The sequence below is a fragment of the Micromonospora sp. WMMD723 genome (assembly GCF_049863385.1).
GTDB classification, from domain to species: domain Bacteria; phylum Actinomycetota; class Actinomycetes; order Mycobacteriales; family Micromonosporaceae; genus Micromonospora; species Micromonospora wenchangensis.
Window position 1 is genome coordinate 1,950,454 of sequence record NZ_JBMKNR010000001.1, and the last position, 13,330, is coordinate 1,963,783.

General features: G+C 73.8%; 17 protein-coding genes. 9 read left to right on the forward strand and 8 right to left on the reverse strand.

The window, feature by feature from the left end:
- Positions 1-9: 9 nt before the first annotated feature.
- From ACN261_RS08765 to pheA, 3 genes are all read left to right on the forward strand, one after another.
- Complete coding sequence (locus ACN261_RS08765) at positions 10-468, forward strand: hypothetical protein (protein ID WP_204925460.1); 459 nt, start codon at positions 10-12, stop codon at positions 466-468.
- A 250-nt stretch (positions 469-718) separates the two neighbouring features.
- Positions 719-1,210, forward strand: coding sequence for a hypothetical protein (locus tag ACN261_RS08770; protein ID WP_421486952.1), 492 nt, complete (start codon positions 719-721; stop codon positions 1,208-1,210).
- Positions 1,211-1,220: 10 nt separating this feature from the next.
- Positions 1,221-2,177, forward strand: coding sequence for a prephenate dehydratase (gene pheA, locus ACN261_RS08775; RefSeq protein WP_421484754.1), 957 nt, complete (start codon positions 1,221-1,223; stop codon positions 2,175-2,177).
- A gap of 112 nt (positions 2,178-2,289) precedes the next feature.
- Here the strand turns inward: pheA and ACN261_RS08780 are convergent, their stop codons facing one another.
- From ACN261_RS08780 to ACN261_RS08790, 3 genes are all read right to left on the reverse strand, one after another.
- Positions 2,290-3,009 carry an AIM24 family protein gene (locus ACN261_RS08780; protein WP_088643597.1) on the reverse strand — a complete coding sequence of 240 codons (720 nt, stop codon included), beginning with the start codon at positions 3,007-3,009 and terminating at the stop codon, positions 2,290-2,292.
- A gap of 151 nt (positions 3,010-3,160) precedes the next feature.
- Positions 3,161-3,505 (reverse strand): metallopeptidase family protein, encoded by a 345-nt coding sequence (locus ACN261_RS08785; protein ID WP_204925639.1) that lies wholly within the window; start codon positions 3,503-3,505, stop codon positions 3,161-3,163.
- A gap of 113 nt (positions 3,506-3,618) precedes the next feature.
- Positions 3,619-4,047 (reverse strand): OsmC family protein, encoded by a 429-nt coding sequence (locus ACN261_RS08790; protein ID WP_088643598.1) that lies wholly within the window; start codon positions 4,045-4,047, stop codon positions 3,619-3,621.
- Positions 4,048-4,199: 152 nt separating this feature from the next.
- Here ACN261_RS08790 and ACN261_RS08795 point away from each other — a divergent pair, with 152 nt between their 5' ends.
- The 3 genes from ACN261_RS08795 to ACN261_RS08805 all read left to right on the forward strand — a co-directional run bounded on the left by ACN261_RS08795 (position 4,200) and on the right by ACN261_RS08805 (position 6,747).
- Positions 4,200-4,928 (forward strand): hypothetical protein, encoded by a 729-nt coding sequence (locus tag ACN261_RS08795; protein ID WP_425849456.1) that lies wholly within the window; start codon positions 4,200-4,202, stop codon positions 4,926-4,928.
- Between the two features lie 185 nt (positions 4,929-5,113).
- The gene (locus ACN261_RS08800) at positions 5,114-5,935 is read left to right on the forward strand and encodes an HAD family hydrolase (protein WP_421484756.1); all 822 of its coding nucleotides are present in this window, start codon (positions 5,114-5,116) and stop codon (positions 5,933-5,935) included.
- Entirely contained in the window at positions 5,935-6,747 is an 813-nt protein-coding gene (locus tag ACN261_RS08805) for an HAD family hydrolase (protein ID WP_421484757.1), read from the forward strand. Before ACN261_RS08800 ends, ACN261_RS08805 begins: the two co-directional genes overlap by 1 nt.
- 2 nt (positions 6,748-6,749) lie before the next feature.
- Here ACN261_RS08805 and ACN261_RS08810 read toward each other — a convergent pair whose 3' ends face one another.
- The gene (locus ACN261_RS08810; RefSeq protein WP_421484758.1) at positions 6,750-7,340 is read right to left on the reverse strand and encodes a bacterial proteasome activator family protein; all 591 of its coding nucleotides are present in this window, start codon (positions 7,338-7,340) and stop codon (positions 6,750-6,752) included.
- 71 nt (positions 7,341-7,411) lie between these two features.
- Here ACN261_RS08810 and ACN261_RS08815 point away from each other — a divergent pair, with 71 nt between their 5' ends.
- On the forward strand, positions 7,412-8,257 hold the full coding sequence (locus tag ACN261_RS08815) for an alpha/beta hydrolase family protein (protein WP_425849459.1): 846 nt from the start codon (positions 7,412-7,414) through the stop codon (positions 8,255-8,257).
- A 29-nt stretch (positions 8,258-8,286) separates the two neighbouring features.
- Positions 8,287-9,501 carry an ABC transporter substrate-binding protein gene (locus ACN261_RS08820; RefSeq protein ID WP_421484760.1) on the forward strand — a complete coding sequence of 405 codons (1,215 nt, stop codon included), beginning with the start codon at positions 8,287-8,289 and terminating at the stop codon, positions 9,499-9,501.
- 46 nt (positions 9,502-9,547) lie between these two features.
- Here ACN261_RS08820 and ddaH read toward each other — a convergent pair whose 3' ends face one another.
- The gene (gene ddaH, locus ACN261_RS08825; protein ID WP_425849462.1) at positions 9,548-10,381 is read right to left on the reverse strand and encodes a dimethylargininase; all 834 of its coding nucleotides are present in this window, start codon (positions 10,379-10,381) and stop codon (positions 9,548-9,550) included.
- A 59-nt stretch (positions 10,382-10,440) separates the two neighbouring features.
- Here ddaH and ACN261_RS08830 point away from each other — a divergent pair, with 59 nt between their 5' ends.
- Positions 10,441-10,899 (forward strand): Lrp/AsnC family transcriptional regulator, encoded by a 459-nt coding sequence (locus ACN261_RS08830; protein ID WP_204925468.1) that lies wholly within the window; start codon positions 10,441-10,443, stop codon positions 10,897-10,899.
- A 55-nt stretch (positions 10,900-10,954) separates the two neighbouring features.
- Here the strand turns inward: ACN261_RS08830 and ACN261_RS08835 are convergent, their stop codons facing one another.
- The 3 genes from ACN261_RS08835 to mobA all read right to left on the reverse strand — a co-directional run bounded on the left by ACN261_RS08835 (position 10,955) and on the right by mobA (position 13,170).
- Positions 10,955-12,067, reverse strand: a complete 1,113-nt coding sequence (locus tag ACN261_RS08835) for a T3SS (YopN, CesT) and YbjN peptide-binding chaperone 1 (protein ID WP_425849463.1) — start codon at positions 12,065-12,067, stop codon at positions 10,955-10,957.
- 156 nt (positions 12,068-12,223) lie between these two features.
- Positions 12,224-12,481 carry a DUF6457 domain-containing protein gene (locus ACN261_RS08840; protein ID WP_425849465.1) on the reverse strand — a complete coding sequence of 86 codons (258 nt, stop codon included), beginning with the start codon at positions 12,479-12,481 and terminating at the stop codon, positions 12,224-12,226.
- Positions 12,478-13,170, reverse strand: a complete 693-nt coding sequence (gene mobA / locus ACN261_RS08845) for a molybdenum cofactor guanylyltransferase (RefSeq protein ID WP_421484764.1) — start codon at positions 13,168-13,170, stop codon at positions 12,478-12,480. The genes ACN261_RS08840 and mobA overlap by 4 nt, the downstream gene beginning before the upstream one ends.
- Positions 13,171-13,330 lie beyond the last annotated feature (160 nt).

The following is a 13,330-nucleotide window of genomic DNA, read 5'->3' on the forward strand; positions in this document are numbered from 1 at the left end:
GGAGGCGCGGTGGCCCACGTCGAACTCTCGCTCCCGGACGTGTTCGTGCCGGCGGCGCGGACGCCGACAGGGCCGGGGTGCGACAACGTCGGGAAGTGGTCGGCGAGCGTGTCGCACGCCGAGGAGCCCTGCCTGCTGATCGACGCCGACACCCTCGTGGTGGCCATCTCCGCCGCCGGCTGCGAACTGCTCTGCCTCGGTGCCCCCGAGGACGTGGTCGGCCTGCCGCTGCTCGAAGGGGGGCTGCGGCTGCTCGACTTCACCGCCGCCCGGCACGAGCTGCCCGAGCAGGAGACCGACAAGATCCCCCCGCTGCTCGCCCTGCACTCCGGTCGACTCGCCCGGGGCCTGCTGCGGGTGCAGCCCGCCGGCGACGCCAGCACCTACGCCACCGTCGACGCCGTCTCCACCCCGATGCTCACCGGCGGCTCGGTCACCGGTTCACTCACCTTCTTCTCCCCGATCTGACCGGCACCGCCCGCGCCGAGCCGCCCCGCATCAGGCGGCGGCGTCGGGCGTCGCGCCGGCCTTCACCGGGCGGACGGTTTTTCCTACGATGGGCTCACCCCACCGGCCACACGACCGGCCCCCTCCCACGGTCCTGACGGTCGGCCCCCGTCGCGACGCCCCCGCGCCCGAATCCCCCGAGGACCGGCCCGTGCCGCCTGACCCCGCCCACCGTCCCCCGTACCGGCGGCCGGTCGCCGCCCGGCTCGCCGTGGCCCTGCTCGCCGTGTCGCCGTTCACCGGCTGCGCCGCCCCGCCCGAGCCTGAACTGCCGGCCCCGGTCGCCCCGCCCACGCCGGCCGTGACCCTGCCACCGACGACGACGCCCCCAACCCTGCCGGTGACCCCCACCCTGCCGCCGACGTCGACGCCGCCGACCCCCACCGTCGCTGCGGTCGCGGAGTCCTGCGGCGGCCGTCCCCCGGCCGACCGGGTGATCGGGTTGCTCCGCGGGAACGTGCTGCCCCGCGACGTGTCGGTGCGGGCCGTCGACGGGCCGCTGTGCGCCGACGGCTGGCAGTACACCGTGCTGTCGGTCAGCGGGCACGAGGAACTCCAGGCGGTCAGCCGGGGGGAGCCGGGCGCGTTGCGGCTGGTCACCGCCGGTACGGACGTCTGCTCGATCGAGGTGAAGGCCGTCGCGCCGCCCGCCATCCGGACGTTGGCCTGCGACACCGGGACCGGGCTGCCGCCGGGTGCGTAGGCTGGGCGGCATGCCCGGAACACCGCCGACCCGCTACGTCTACCTGGGCCCCGAGGGCACCTTCGCCGAGCAGGCGTTGCGCACCGTCCCGGCCGCCGAGCGCGGCAGTCGTACGCCCGCCCGCAGCGTCGGTGAGGCACTGGAGAGCGTACGGGCCGGTGAGGCGGACGCGGCGCTGGTGCCGATGGAGAACTCGATCGGCGGTGCGGTCGGGGTGACCCTGGACGAGCTGGCCGAGGGGGACCCGCTGGTGATCACCCGCGAGGTGATCCTGCCGGTGGAGTTCGTGCTCGGCGCCCGCCCCGGCACCGACCTGGCCGGGGTGCGCAGCGTGGCCGCCCACCCGCAGGCGTCCACCCAGTGCCGCAACTGGCTGCGCGCGCACCTGCCCGACGCCACGGTGATCGACGTGCTGTCCAACGGCGCGGCGGCGGCCGGCGCGGCCAACGGCGAGTACGACGCGGCGATCTGCGCCCCGATCGGGGCGGCCCGGCACCGGCTGACCCTGCTCGCCGACAAGATCGCCGACCACCCGGACGCGGTGACCCGGTTCGCCCTGCTGTCCCGCCCCGGCCCGCCCCCGCCGCCCACCGGCGACGACGTCACGTCGCTCGCCGTCTCCATCGCCCACGACCGGGTGGGCGCGCTGCTGTCGGTGCTGATGGAGCTGGCCGTACGGGGGGTCAACCTGACCCGGATCGAGTCCCGCCCCACCGGGGAGGCGCTGGGCCGGTACGTCTTCTTCCTCGACTGCACCGGTCACGTGGCCGACGCCCGGCTCGGCGAGGCGTTGCAGGGGCTGCGGCGGGTCTGTGCCGAGGTGCGTTTCCTCGGGTCGTACCCCCGGCACCGGTGGGCCGACGCGGCGGGTGACCGGCCGGTCCCCGCGCCGGCCGGGCTCTCGGACACCGACTACACCGACGCGGCGGCCTGGCTGGCCCGGCTGCGCGCCGGCGAGCTGAGCTGAGCCCGCGCGACCGGGGTTCCGGCGGCGGCGCGGCACCGGGTGCGGACCGCACCGGTCCGGCCGCGCAGACGACCGTGGGGCGGTCCCGGCCGGGACCGCCCCACGTCGTCAGTCAGCTGAGCAGGCCGCCGAGCAGGCCCTGTTGCTGCTGCTGGCCGCCGCTGCCCTGGACCGGCGGCTCCTCGGACGGCTGGACCACGACGAAGCCCTGGCCGGCGAAGCTCATGGTGAACGCCTCACCGGTGCTGCGGCCGAGCAGGGTGCCCAGGCCGAGCTGCTCGGCCCGGTGGTAGCCGGTCTGGAGGTTGGCCGACCAGCACACCGCCGCCTGCGGGTCGACGTAGGTGGGCGCGTCGACGTTGAGCACGACCGGGGTGCCCTTGGTGGTGATGGCGATCCGGCCGTAGCCGCTGAACACGCAGTTGAACAGGCCCGACGAGGCCATCCCCGCGCCGCCGACCATCTTGATGTCGTACGACAGGGTGGAGTCGAAGGCCAGCACGCTGGACCCGTTGATCGACAGCGCGTCGCCCGGCTCCAGGTCGATGATGTGCACGTCCTTGGCCAGCTCGGCCAGGAAGACGTCGCCGTGGCCGCTGAGCTTCATCAGCGGCACGCCCTCGCCGGTGAGCCGCTGCTTGATGAACTTGCCGATGCCGCCCGAGCCCAACGCCTGGAACTGCACCTGCCCCTGGTAGGCGACCATCGACCCGACCCGGGCCATCGCCTCGCCGTTGAGTTCGATCTTCAACATCTTGGAGTTCTGCAGCCGCATGCCGGGCTGGGCGGACTCCTTCTCCAGGTTCTCCGCGGAGAACAGCGCGCTGCGCATTGGGTCTTCCTCCTGATTGGGGGTGTGCTCACCACACGGTAGGCAGCCCCCGCAACCCGCCGCATCGGCCGAGCGGCGGGCCGGGCCGACTGCGCGCACGGAACCGGTCAGGTGCACGCAGACGACCGGCCGCACGAGTGGGGTGGCGGGCTCAGCCCCAGCCCAGCGCGTGCAACCGCTCGTCGTCGATGCCGAAGTGGTGGGCGATCTCGTGCACCACGGTCACCGCCACCTCGTCGACCACGTCGTCCTCGGTGGCGCAGATCCGCAGGATCGGCCGGCGGTAGATGAAGATCCGGTCGGGCAGCACGCCCGAGTAGTTCCAGCCGCGTTCGGTCAGCGCGTGCCCCTCGTAGAGGCCGAGCAGGTCCTCCCCGGGTGGCGGGTCGTCCTCGACCAGGATGACCACGTTGCTCATCAGCCGGAGCAACTCCTCGGGCACCTCGTCGAGGGCCTCGCCGACCAGCTCCTCGAAGCGTTCACGGCTCATCTCCACGGGCACCTCACCCATTGTGCCCGACCGGACGGCCGCCCACCGGTCCCGCCGGAGCACCGCCCGTACCCCGTCCGTCGTCGGGCCCGCGCGGGCCCGACGACGGACGGGACGGATCAGGCGAGGCGGGCGGTGAGGCTGATCTGCGCGCCGGGGGAGAGCAGCCGGGAGATCGGGCAGCCCTCCTTGGCGGCCTCGGCCAGCTTGGTGAACTGGGCCTCGTCCAGGCCCGGGGCCTGGCCGACGGTCTCCAGGTCGATCCGGGTGACGGTCATGCCCGCGTCGGTCTTGTCGAAGTGCACCTTCGCGGTGGTCTCCACCGAGGTGCCGGACACCCCGGCGTCGGCGAGCTGCTTGGAGAGCGCCATCGAGAAGCAGCCCGCGTGGGCGGCCCCGATCAGCTCCTCCGGATTGGTCCCCTCGCCCTCCTCGAAGCGCGACTTGAAGGAGTAGTTCCCCTCCAGGCCACCCTTGCCGGTGCGGACGGTCCCGGCGCCCTCGGTGAGGTTGCCCTGCCAACGTGCGGATGCGGTACGGATAGGCATACCTGAACGCTAGTCGAAAGCCCCGCCCGCGGCGACCGACCCGGCGGGCCCGCACCGGCCGACGTCCGGCGTTTCGGGGCGTCGACGCTGCCGGGCCGGGGCGTACCGGCGTGGGATGATGCGGGTCAGGCCCGCGACGCGGAAGGTGGCCGATGTCCCAGGATCTCCCCATCCCGAGACAGGACGACCGTTCGGACGACACCCCCGTGCTGGAGTGGGGTGACCCCGCACGACCAGCCGGCGGACGGTTCGGGCACTGGCCCGCCGCGCTGCGCCGGGACCGGCGGCTGCCCCCGGTGCTGGCCCTGCTCGGCGCGGTCGCCGCCACGGCGTCGATGGCCGGGGAGTGGCTGGTGATGACCGTGCCGAACGGTGGTCCGGAGGGCAGCGGCACCATCCGGGTGCCCGGTGGCGTGGCCGAGGTGGGCGGCTTCGGGATCGCGTACCTGGTGGGGATCCTGCTGCTCAGTGTCGCGGTGGCGCTGACCCTGCGCGGGCGGCCGGCGGTCGGGCACGACGCCCGGGTGGCCGGGCTGGCGGTGGCGGGCGCCCTGGCGGTCCTGCTCACCGTCACCGCCTTCTCGTTGGACGACTCGGGCCAGCGGGCGCTGTTCTACTCCCCGGAGGACGGGTTCCGGGTCGACTACGGCCGGGGGCTGGTGATGGCCTTCGTCGCGGTCGCGCTGGTCGGGGCGGCGCTGCTCACCGCCGTCGCGCAGCCGGACGGTCCGCCGGCCGACGCCGCCGGGCCGCGGGCCGACCCGGACGCGGTGGACCGGGACGGGGTCGGCCCGGACGGGGACGACGAGCGGCCGGCCGCGCCCGCCGGCCTGACCGTCACCCCGACGGTCCCGTTCGCCCGCCGCGAACCGCACCCCTGAACCCCGCCGGGCCCGAAGCCGGTCAGTGACCGCGTCCCGGCCGAGGGCCGCGCGGCGGTCACCGGGCGTTGCCTGCTGATTCGCCCGGAAGCCATGGTTGCGACCCGGACGGCGAGGTACGGTTGCTGCCCGCCGTCACACCGGGTCGGACGACCGGTACGGACGGCGGCGGGCAAGGAGGAACGATGACCCGCCCGGGACTGCCCAAACTCATCGCCACCGACCTCGACGGCACGCTCGTGCGCAGCGACGACACCGTCTCGGCGTACACCCACGGGGTGCTCGACCGGGTGCGGGCCGCCGGTATCCCGGTGGTCGGCGCCACCGGCCGTGGCCCCCGGTTGAAGGAACTCACCCGCAACGACATCCGGGCCGCCGACTTCCTGGTGATGGCCGGTGGTGGCTGCGTGGTCGACCAGAGTGACCCGGCCGGCCCGGTGGTGCTGCGCGACGAACGCCTCTCCGCCGAGGTGCTGGCCGGCGTGCTGACCGACCTGGAGGCCGCCGTCGGCCCGCTGACCGTCATGGTCGAGGGCTCCGACGAGCACGACGCGCCGCTCTGGGGCGACTACCACCCGTCCTGGCCCTACCCCGATCGGTTCGAGGCGCGCAGTCGGGCGGAATGTCTCGCCCTCGACGTGATCAAGGCGTTCGTCCGGACCGCCGACCACGACGTGGACGAGTTGCTGGCCGCCGCCCGCCGGATCGTCCCGCCGCAGGTCGCCACCCTCACCCAGGCCGGTCTCGGCTTCGTCGAGATCACCCCGGCCGGGGTGGACAAGGCCAGCGGGCTGACCGTGGTCGCCGAGCGGCTCGGCGTCGACCCGGCGGACGTGCTGGTCTTCGGGGACATGCCCAACGATCTGCCGATGTTCGCCTGGGCCGGCTGGTCCCGGGTGGCCGTGTCCAACGCGCATCCGCTGGTGCGGGCCGCCGCCGACGAGGTGACCCTGCGCAACGACGACGACGGGGTGGCGGTCTACCTCGACCGGCTACTCTCCCGGTGATGGCAGAGACACCACGGCTGGTCGCCAGCGACATCGACGGCACCCTGCTCGGCGACGAGCGTCGGCTCAGCGCCCGTACGGCGGCGGTGCTGGAGCGGATCTCCGCGGCGGGCACCCCCGTCGTGCTGGTCACCGGCCGCCCGATCCGCTGGCTCCAACTGGTGTACGACCAGCTCGCAGCCCCGCTGCCGGCGATCTGCGCCAACGGCGCGGTGGTCTACGACCCGGACACCGACCAGGTGCTGCGGGCCGACCCGCTGGCCCCGGAACTGCTCGCCGAGGTGGCCCGCCGGCTGCGGGCGGAGGTGCCAGAGGTCAGCTTCGCGGTGGAGATCGTGGACAGCCGGGAGATGCGGCACGAGGCGCACTACCCGCTGCGCTGGGACGCCGACCACGAGGCCATCCGGGCGGTCGAGTCGCCGGAGGAGCTGGCCTCGGTGCCGGCGGTGAAGCTGCTGGCCCGCGCCGGCACCCAGGACCCGGACGCCTTCGTGCAGGTGGTGGCGGGGGCCCTGGAGGGGCTGGCCGAGGCGACCCACTCGTCGTACAGCGGGCTGGTGGAGATCTCCGCCGCCGGGGTGACCAAGGCCGCCGGGCTGGCCTGGTACGCGGCCCGGATCGGGGTGGCGCAGGCCGACGTGCTCGCCTTCGGTGACATGCCCAACGACGTGCCGATGCTCACCTGGGCGGGGCGCGCGGTGGCGGTGGCCAACGCACACCCCGCCGTGCTGGAGATCGCCGACGAGGTGACCGGGGCGAACACCGCCGACGGTGTGGCGGCGTACCTGGAGAAGGTCTTCGGGGTGGGCTGAGGTCAGAGGTACTGGCCGGTGTTGTGGCCCTCGCCACCGGGCTGGCCCATGCCGGGCATGCCGGGGATCATCCCGCCGCCGGGACCGCTGGGCAGGGCGGGGCGGCCACCGGAGCGCATCTGCTCGAGCTGCATCCGGGCGGCCATCTGCTGGGCCACCAGGGTGGCCTGGATGCCGTGGAAGAGCCCTTCCAGCCAGCCGACGAGCTGGGCGTGGGCGATCCGCAGCTCACCCTCGCTGGGCGCCTGGTCCTCGGCGAACGGCAGCGAGAGCCGTTCCAGCTCCTCGCGCAGCTCGGGGGCGAGGCCCTCCTTCAGCTCGACGATCGACCGCTGGTGGATCTCCCGCAACCGGTGCCGGCTGGCGTCGTCGAGCGGGGCGGCCTTGACCTCCTCCAGCAACTGCTTGATCATGCTGCCGATCCGCATCACCTTGGCCGGTTGCTCGACCAGGCGGGTCGGGTCCTCGCCGGCCTCGTCGGTCTGCATCGTGCCGACCGGGCGGCCGTCCGGGCCGACCACGACCACGGTGCCCGACTGCCCGTCGGGGCGGCCCGGCTCGTCAGCTTGTCCAGTGGGGTGCGCTTCGGTCATGGCCCCATCCTTACCCACCCGCTCCCGTCGCACCCACCCGGACCTCCACCAGCCGCGCTACCGTCGCCGGCATGTCCCACGACCCCCGGGCGGTGCTCAGCCGCCCCGCCCCGCCGCCGGACCTGACCGTCGCCTACGGCGACCAGCCGGAGCAGCTCGTCGACCTGCGCCGGCCGGCCGGTGGTGGTCCGGTCCGGCCGCTGGTGGCGGTGGTGCACGGGGGCTTCTGGCGGGCCGAGTACGACCGCACCCACACCGGCCCGCTCGCCGCCGCCCTGGCTGAGGAGGGTTGGCCGGTGGCCCAGCTGGAGTACCGGCGCACCGGCCAGCCGGGCGGTGGCTGGCCGAACACGCTCACCGACGTCCGGGCCGGGGTGGCGGCGCTGCCCGGGTTGGTGGCGCATGCCCTGCCGGGGCTGGTCGCGCCGGGGCCGCCGCTGCTGCTGGGGCACTCGGCGGGTGGACAGCTCGCGCTGCACGTGGCGGCGCACGCCCCGCAGGACGTGGCCGGGGTGCTGGCGCTGGCCCCGGTCGCCGACCTCGCCGAGGCGTACCGGCTGGGGTTGGATTCGGGGGCGGTGGCCGCGCTGCTCGGCGGCGGCCCGGTCGAACACCCGCAGCGGTACGCGGTGGCCGACCCCTGCCTTTCGGTGCCGCGACGGACACGGACGGTGATCCTGCACGGCGGCGGGGACCGCCAGGTGCCGGCCGCCCTGAGCAGGTCATATGCTGCCACCGCACGGGCCGTCGGTGCCCCGGTCACCCTCATTGAGCTGCCGGAATGCGAGCACTTCGGGTTGATCGACCCGCTCTCGGCGGCCTGGCCCCAGGTAAGGGCTGCGTTGCAGTCGCTGCTTGAAGATCAAGATCCATTGACGCAGGGTCGCCCACCAGGTAGAACGCCGGAGGGGCGGTGACGCCCGGCAATGCTCCCGGAAGGATTTCGGTGTCGCAGATGAACCGCAGGCGGGCCCTTCAACTGCTGGCCGCGCTCGGCACGACCGGACTCGTCGCCGCCTGCGGCACGGACGACACCGAGACGCCGGCCCCGGGCAAGCCGATCAAGATCGGGCTGATCCGGCCGGAGAACGGCGACGGGAAGTCGATCGGCATCGACATCGAGAACGGCTTCCAGCTCTTCCTGGCGATGAACGGGCAGCAGCTCGGCGGCCACCCGACGACGGTGGTGGCCGTCGACGAGGGCGACAACGCCAAGAGCGGCCAGGCCGCCGTCGACAACCTGCTCGCCCAGAACGTGCTCGCCATGACCGGCGTGGTCGACTCGACAGTGATGTCCGGCATCAGGGACGCGGTGGAGAAGGCCCGGGTGCCGCTGATCGGGTCCAACGCCTCCCCGCCCAGCCTGCAGAGCGTCGTCTACATCTGGCGGACGTCGTACGTGCTGGACGAGCCCGGCCGGGCGCTCGGGTCGTACCTGCGGCGAACACTTCCCACCGGAAGCCGGCTCGCCATCGTCGCCCCCGAGGGCACCGCCAGCCAGGACGTGATCAACGGCTTCCGGGACGGCTTCGGCACCGACGACCCCCGGATCATCGGTGACCCCATCCTCACCACCGCCAACCCCGCCCCCGGCGACAACGAGTTCCGCGCGCAGATCGACGAGGCGCTCAGCCGCCAGCCGGACGGGATCTTCTGCTTCTACTCCGGCACCGCAGGTGAGCAGTTCATCAGGCAACTGCGGCGCAGCCGCTGGTTCGGTGACATCTACGCGCCCGGCTTCCTGACCGAGGGCAACATCCTCACCGACCTGCGCTCGACCCTGGTCAACGCGGACGAGAGCCTCAAGGCCGGCACCATCCAGACCGCACTGAACTACTCGGCCGACCTGAACAACAACGCCAACCGGATCTTCGCCTCGGCCTACCGGAAGACCTACAACGTCTCGCCCACCACCTACGCGATGGCCTCGTACGACGCCGCGCAGGTGCTCGACAAGGCGATCCGGCTGGCCGGTGCCGAGCCGACCGCGCAGCAGGTCAACCTGGCGCTGGGCAAGATCGGTCAGATCGACAGCCCGCGCGGCCCGTGGCAGTTCAACCAGCCGCGTACCCCGCAGCAGAAGTGGTACCTGCGCAAGGTGCAGTTCGACGGGCGGCTGCTCTCCAACGTCCTGATCAACGAGATCGCCACCCTGGGCTGAGCCGCCCGGCCCCGGTCGGGCGGGCCACTCGTGGTGCCGACGCCGGTCAGGGGCGCAGCTCGGCGATGCAGCACTTGACGCTGCCGCCGCCCTTCTTCAGCTCGGCCAGCTCCACCGGGACCGGGGTGTAGCCGGCGGCCTTGAGCTTGCCGGCGAGCCGGGTCGCGTCGCTGTTGAGCACCACGTTCGCCCCGTCGCTGACCAGGTTCAGGCCGAAGGCGAGCGCGTCCTCGTCGTCGGCGAGCACCGCGTCGGGGAAGAGCTGGGCGAGCACCCGCTGGCTGGCCGCCGAGAACGCCCCCGGGAAGTACGCGACGTTGCCGTCGTCGATCGAGGCGAGCGCCACGTCCAGGTGGTAGAAGCGCGGGTCGACCAGGCGCAGCGACACCACCGGACGCCCCAGCGCCTCCTGTGCCTCGGCGTGCGCCGGCAGCTCGGTGCGGAACCCGTGCCCGGCGAGGATCAGCCCGCCGTGCGCCTCGGGCAGGTAGGCGAAGTCGCCCTCACCCTCGTTGGTCTCGCTGGGCGCGATGAAGTGCCAGCCGTGCTTCTCGTAGAACTCCCGGTGCGCGACGGCCTCGGCGGCCCGCTGCTCGTGCTTGAACTGCGCGCCGTAGACCGTCCCGTCCACCACGAAGGCGCCGTTGGCCGCGAAGACCATGTCCGGCAACCCCGCCTGCGGGGTGAGCACGTGCACGTCGTGACCGAGGTCCACCAGCGTGTCCCGCAGCCGGTCCCACTGTTCGACGGCCAGTGCCACGTCGACGCCGACGGTGAGGTCCATCCACGGGTTGATGGCGTACTCGACCGCGAAGTGCTCCGGGGCACACATGAGATATGTCCGCTTTCGCGGCACGCGCTGCTGGTTCACGGTGACCAAGGGTAGGTAGCGTAGAACTTTGGTAACAGCCAGAACCGTTGCTTCCCCGAGGCGGAACGTTGCAGATAGACGCGGTCGACCAGCGAATCATTGCGTTGCTCGTGGCGGACGCCCGAACCTCGTACGCGGACATCGGCGCCCGGGTGTCACTCTCCGCTCCGGCGGTCAAGCGACGGGTGGACCGGCTGCGGGCCACCGGGGTGATCCGGGGCTTCACCGCCGTGGTCGACCCGGCCGCCGTCGGCTGGACCACCGAGGCGTTCGTCGAGCTGTTCTGCGCCGGCCGGACCACACCCACGCAGCTCGGGGTGGCCGCCCGCCGGCACCCCGAGGTGGTCGGCGCGTACACCGTCTCCGGTGAGGCCGACGCGCTCGTACACCTGCGGGCCGCCGACATCTCCCACCTGGAGGAGGCGCTCGAACGCCTGCGGGCGGAATCGTTCGTCACCTCCACGCGGAGCACCATCGTGCTGTCCCGGCTGGTCGAGTCGCCAGGCGTCGGCCCGTCCACCCCCTGACACCGGCCGGGGGCGGGCGGGCCGGCGCGCCTGCGGCCCGGCGCGCGGCGGTGGATCAGAGGTACATGCCGGTGCGGTGCCCGGTGTCGCCCCGGCTCGCCTTGTCGCCCTCACCGAAGAACCGCTTGCCGCCGAACTCGCCGTGCAACCGGTCGTCGAGTTCGTCGGCGAGCCCGGTCATCACCTGCACGGCCAGCATCAGGTGGGTGGCCTGGAAGTTGCGCCCGAAGACCGGGATGGACGCCCACACCGTGTCGTCGGCGCAGTACAACCGGCCGATCGGCATCCGGTTGGTCAGCTCGGAGAGCTTCACGTACAGCCGTTCCGTCGGCTCGACCTCGGTCAGCACCGGCGAGAAGACGTCCACCAGCGGTGGATTGTCCCGCACCCGGACGAAGACCATCGCCGACCCGGCCCGGATGTTGATGTCCCCGTCGGAGTCGATCTGAAGGTGCTCGGAGGTCGACTTGAGCATCGTCGACACCACCGTCCGGACCCGCTCGGGCAGGTCCAGCACCTCCTGATCTTCGCTCTGGGCGTTCGCGGCGGCGGCCAGCGCCTCGTCCAGGTCGGCCTCGACGTCCCGGTCGGGGCCGAACTCGCTGCGCGCGGTGCCGAGCGCCTCGATCGGCAACGGCTCCCCCTCGGCGTCCTGGCTGAGATAGACCAGGAAGGCCGGGTGCGGTGCGCCGTACACGTCGCGCAGGGTGCGGGAGAGCAACCCGGCCAGCCTGCTGGCGTCCCCGGTCGACCCGTCCAGGCCGAAGTGCTCGCCGGAGCCCGCCACCACGCCGGGCGGCGACCAGCCGAGCGCGATCATGTCGGCCACCGCGGCACGGTCCAGCCGGAAGCCCTGCGGCAGGGTGGCGTTGCCGACCGCCCGCGCGGACAGCCGTCCCTGCTCACCCACGGCCACACTGATCGAGTAGACGGCGTCGCCGGTGCCGGAGGCGGTCGGGTCCAGGGTCACTTCGAGCTGCGCCCCGGCGGGCAGCTCGCGCAGCCGTTCGGCGAGCGCCCGGGCGAACTCCCGCCACGCCTCGGTGACCTTGGCCCGCAGGTCCGCCGTGCTCGGCTCGTCCAGCAGGACCGACTCGTGGTGGTCGTGGTGCGCCGGCGCGGTGCCGGGCTGGTCACCGGTCGGCTTCGAGGGGTGGTCCGCCGTCATGATCGCCTCCGTCCGTCAAGGTCACCCTACCCAGGCGGGCCGGAGAACGAATCCACCGCGACCGGCATCGGACAACCCCGCCGGTCGCCGTTCCCGCCGCCCGTCCCGCCCCGGGGCGCGGCGTACCGGATCGTGCGCCGGTCCGTGCCAGGTCGGTCAGGAGTCGGGGCGCCCGCCGCCCAGCTCCACCGGCCACTGGGCGGCCAGCCCGGTGAGCCGGGCCGCCGCCGCTGCCGGGTCCGCACCGCGTCCGACCGCCACCCCCAGCAGGTACGCGGTGACCGGCGCACCCGGCCGCAGCACCTGGTGCGCGACGTCCCTGGCCAGGTCCAGCACCATCGGCACCGACACCTCGGCCGGGTCGAGACCCAGCTCGGCGCAGGCAGCCGTCACCCAGTCGTCCAGCACGGTCATCGCGTCCACTCCTCCGCCCGGCGTACGTCGGAGTCAGTGTCGCAGTCGAACCACGGTGGCGGACCGGCAGCGGACCAGGCCAACTCGCGTACGGTCAACTCCCCCAGCAGTTCCCGCATGGACGCCCCGGCGAGCGCGGCCGCCTGCCCGGCTCTGCCGGCGTCCTCGGCGCTCGCGGGGTTCCCGGCGCTGGCGGACCCGTCGGCCCCGGCGGCGGGCCCGGAGCGGCGGGCGGCGACCCGGTCCAGCGCGGCGCGTAGCGCCGGCACCCGCCACACCCCGCACAGCGGCTGGCGTCGCCCCCGGTCGTCGACCAGGCAGACGCCGTCCGCCGCCGCCGGACCGGATTCGGCGGCGAGCGTGTCGAGCAGCGCGCCGACGGCCGGGCGGGTGAGCAGCGGCAGGTCGGCGGCGAGCAGGGCGACGATCGCCGGGCCGGGACCGAGCAGGGCCAGCCCGGCGGACGTGGCGGCCACCGGCCCCCCACCGGCCGGTTCCTCCCGGGTCACCAGGACGTCGGCCGGCAGCGCCCCACCCGGCCCGACCACCACCCGGGGTACGGCGTCGGCGACGGCGGCGAGCACCCGGTCCCGCATCGGCCGGCCGTGCACCGGCACCGCCGGCTTGTCCCGCCCACCCATCCGGCGGGCCGCCCCACCGGCCAGCACCACCGCCGCGTACGCCGTCACCCGGCCACGGTAGCCGCCCTGCTCCCCTCCGGCCGGCCGCCGTGATCCGGGTGGCGCGGCGTCCCCGGCCCCGTCGGCGTCCCCAGCGGCACGGGGTTGCCGGGTGGGCGCGGTGGGGCCGCAGCCAGGGTGGTCAGCGTGCGGGGGGCCGGGCGGGCGG

Coding starts and splice junctions, on each gene's coding strand:
- ACN261_RS08835 (WP_425849463.1), bottom strand. CDS start 12,067: ATGACGGCGGACCACCCCTCGAAGCCGACCGGTGACCAGCCCGGCACC.
- ACN261_RS08780 (WP_088643597.1), bottom strand. CDS start 3,009: ATGCGCAGCGCGCTGTTCTCCGCGGAGAACCTGGAGAAGGAGTCCGCC.
- ACN261_RS08795 (WP_425849456.1), top strand. CDS start 4,200: ATGTCCCAGGATCTCCCCATCCCGAGACAGGACGACCGTTCGGACGAC.
- ACN261_RS08805 (WP_421484757.1), top strand. CDS start 5,935: ATGGCAGAGACACCACGGCTGGTCGCCAGCGACATCGACGGCACCCTG.
- ACN261_RS08840 (WP_425849465.1), bottom strand. CDS start 12,481: ATGACCGTGCTGGACGACTGGGTGACGGCTGCCTGCGCCGAGCTGGGT.
- ACN261_RS08815 (WP_425849459.1), top strand. CDS start 7,412: ATGTCCCACGACCCCCGGGCGGTGCTCAGCCGCCCCGCCCCGCCGCCG.
- ACN261_RS08810 (WP_421484758.1), bottom strand. CDS start 7,340: ATGACCGAAGCGCACCCCACTGGACAAGCTGACGAGCCGGGCCGCCCC.
- ACN261_RS08800 (WP_421484756.1), top strand. CDS start 5,114: ATGACCCGCCCGGGACTGCCCAAACTCATCGCCACCGACCTCGACGGC.
- ACN261_RS08790 (WP_088643598.1), bottom strand. CDS start 4,047: ATGCCTATCCGTACCGCATCCGCACGTTGGCAGGGCAACCTCACCGAG.
- pheA (WP_421484754.1), top strand. CDS start 1,221: ATGCCCGGAACACCGCCGACCCGCTACGTCTACCTGGGCCCCGAGGGC.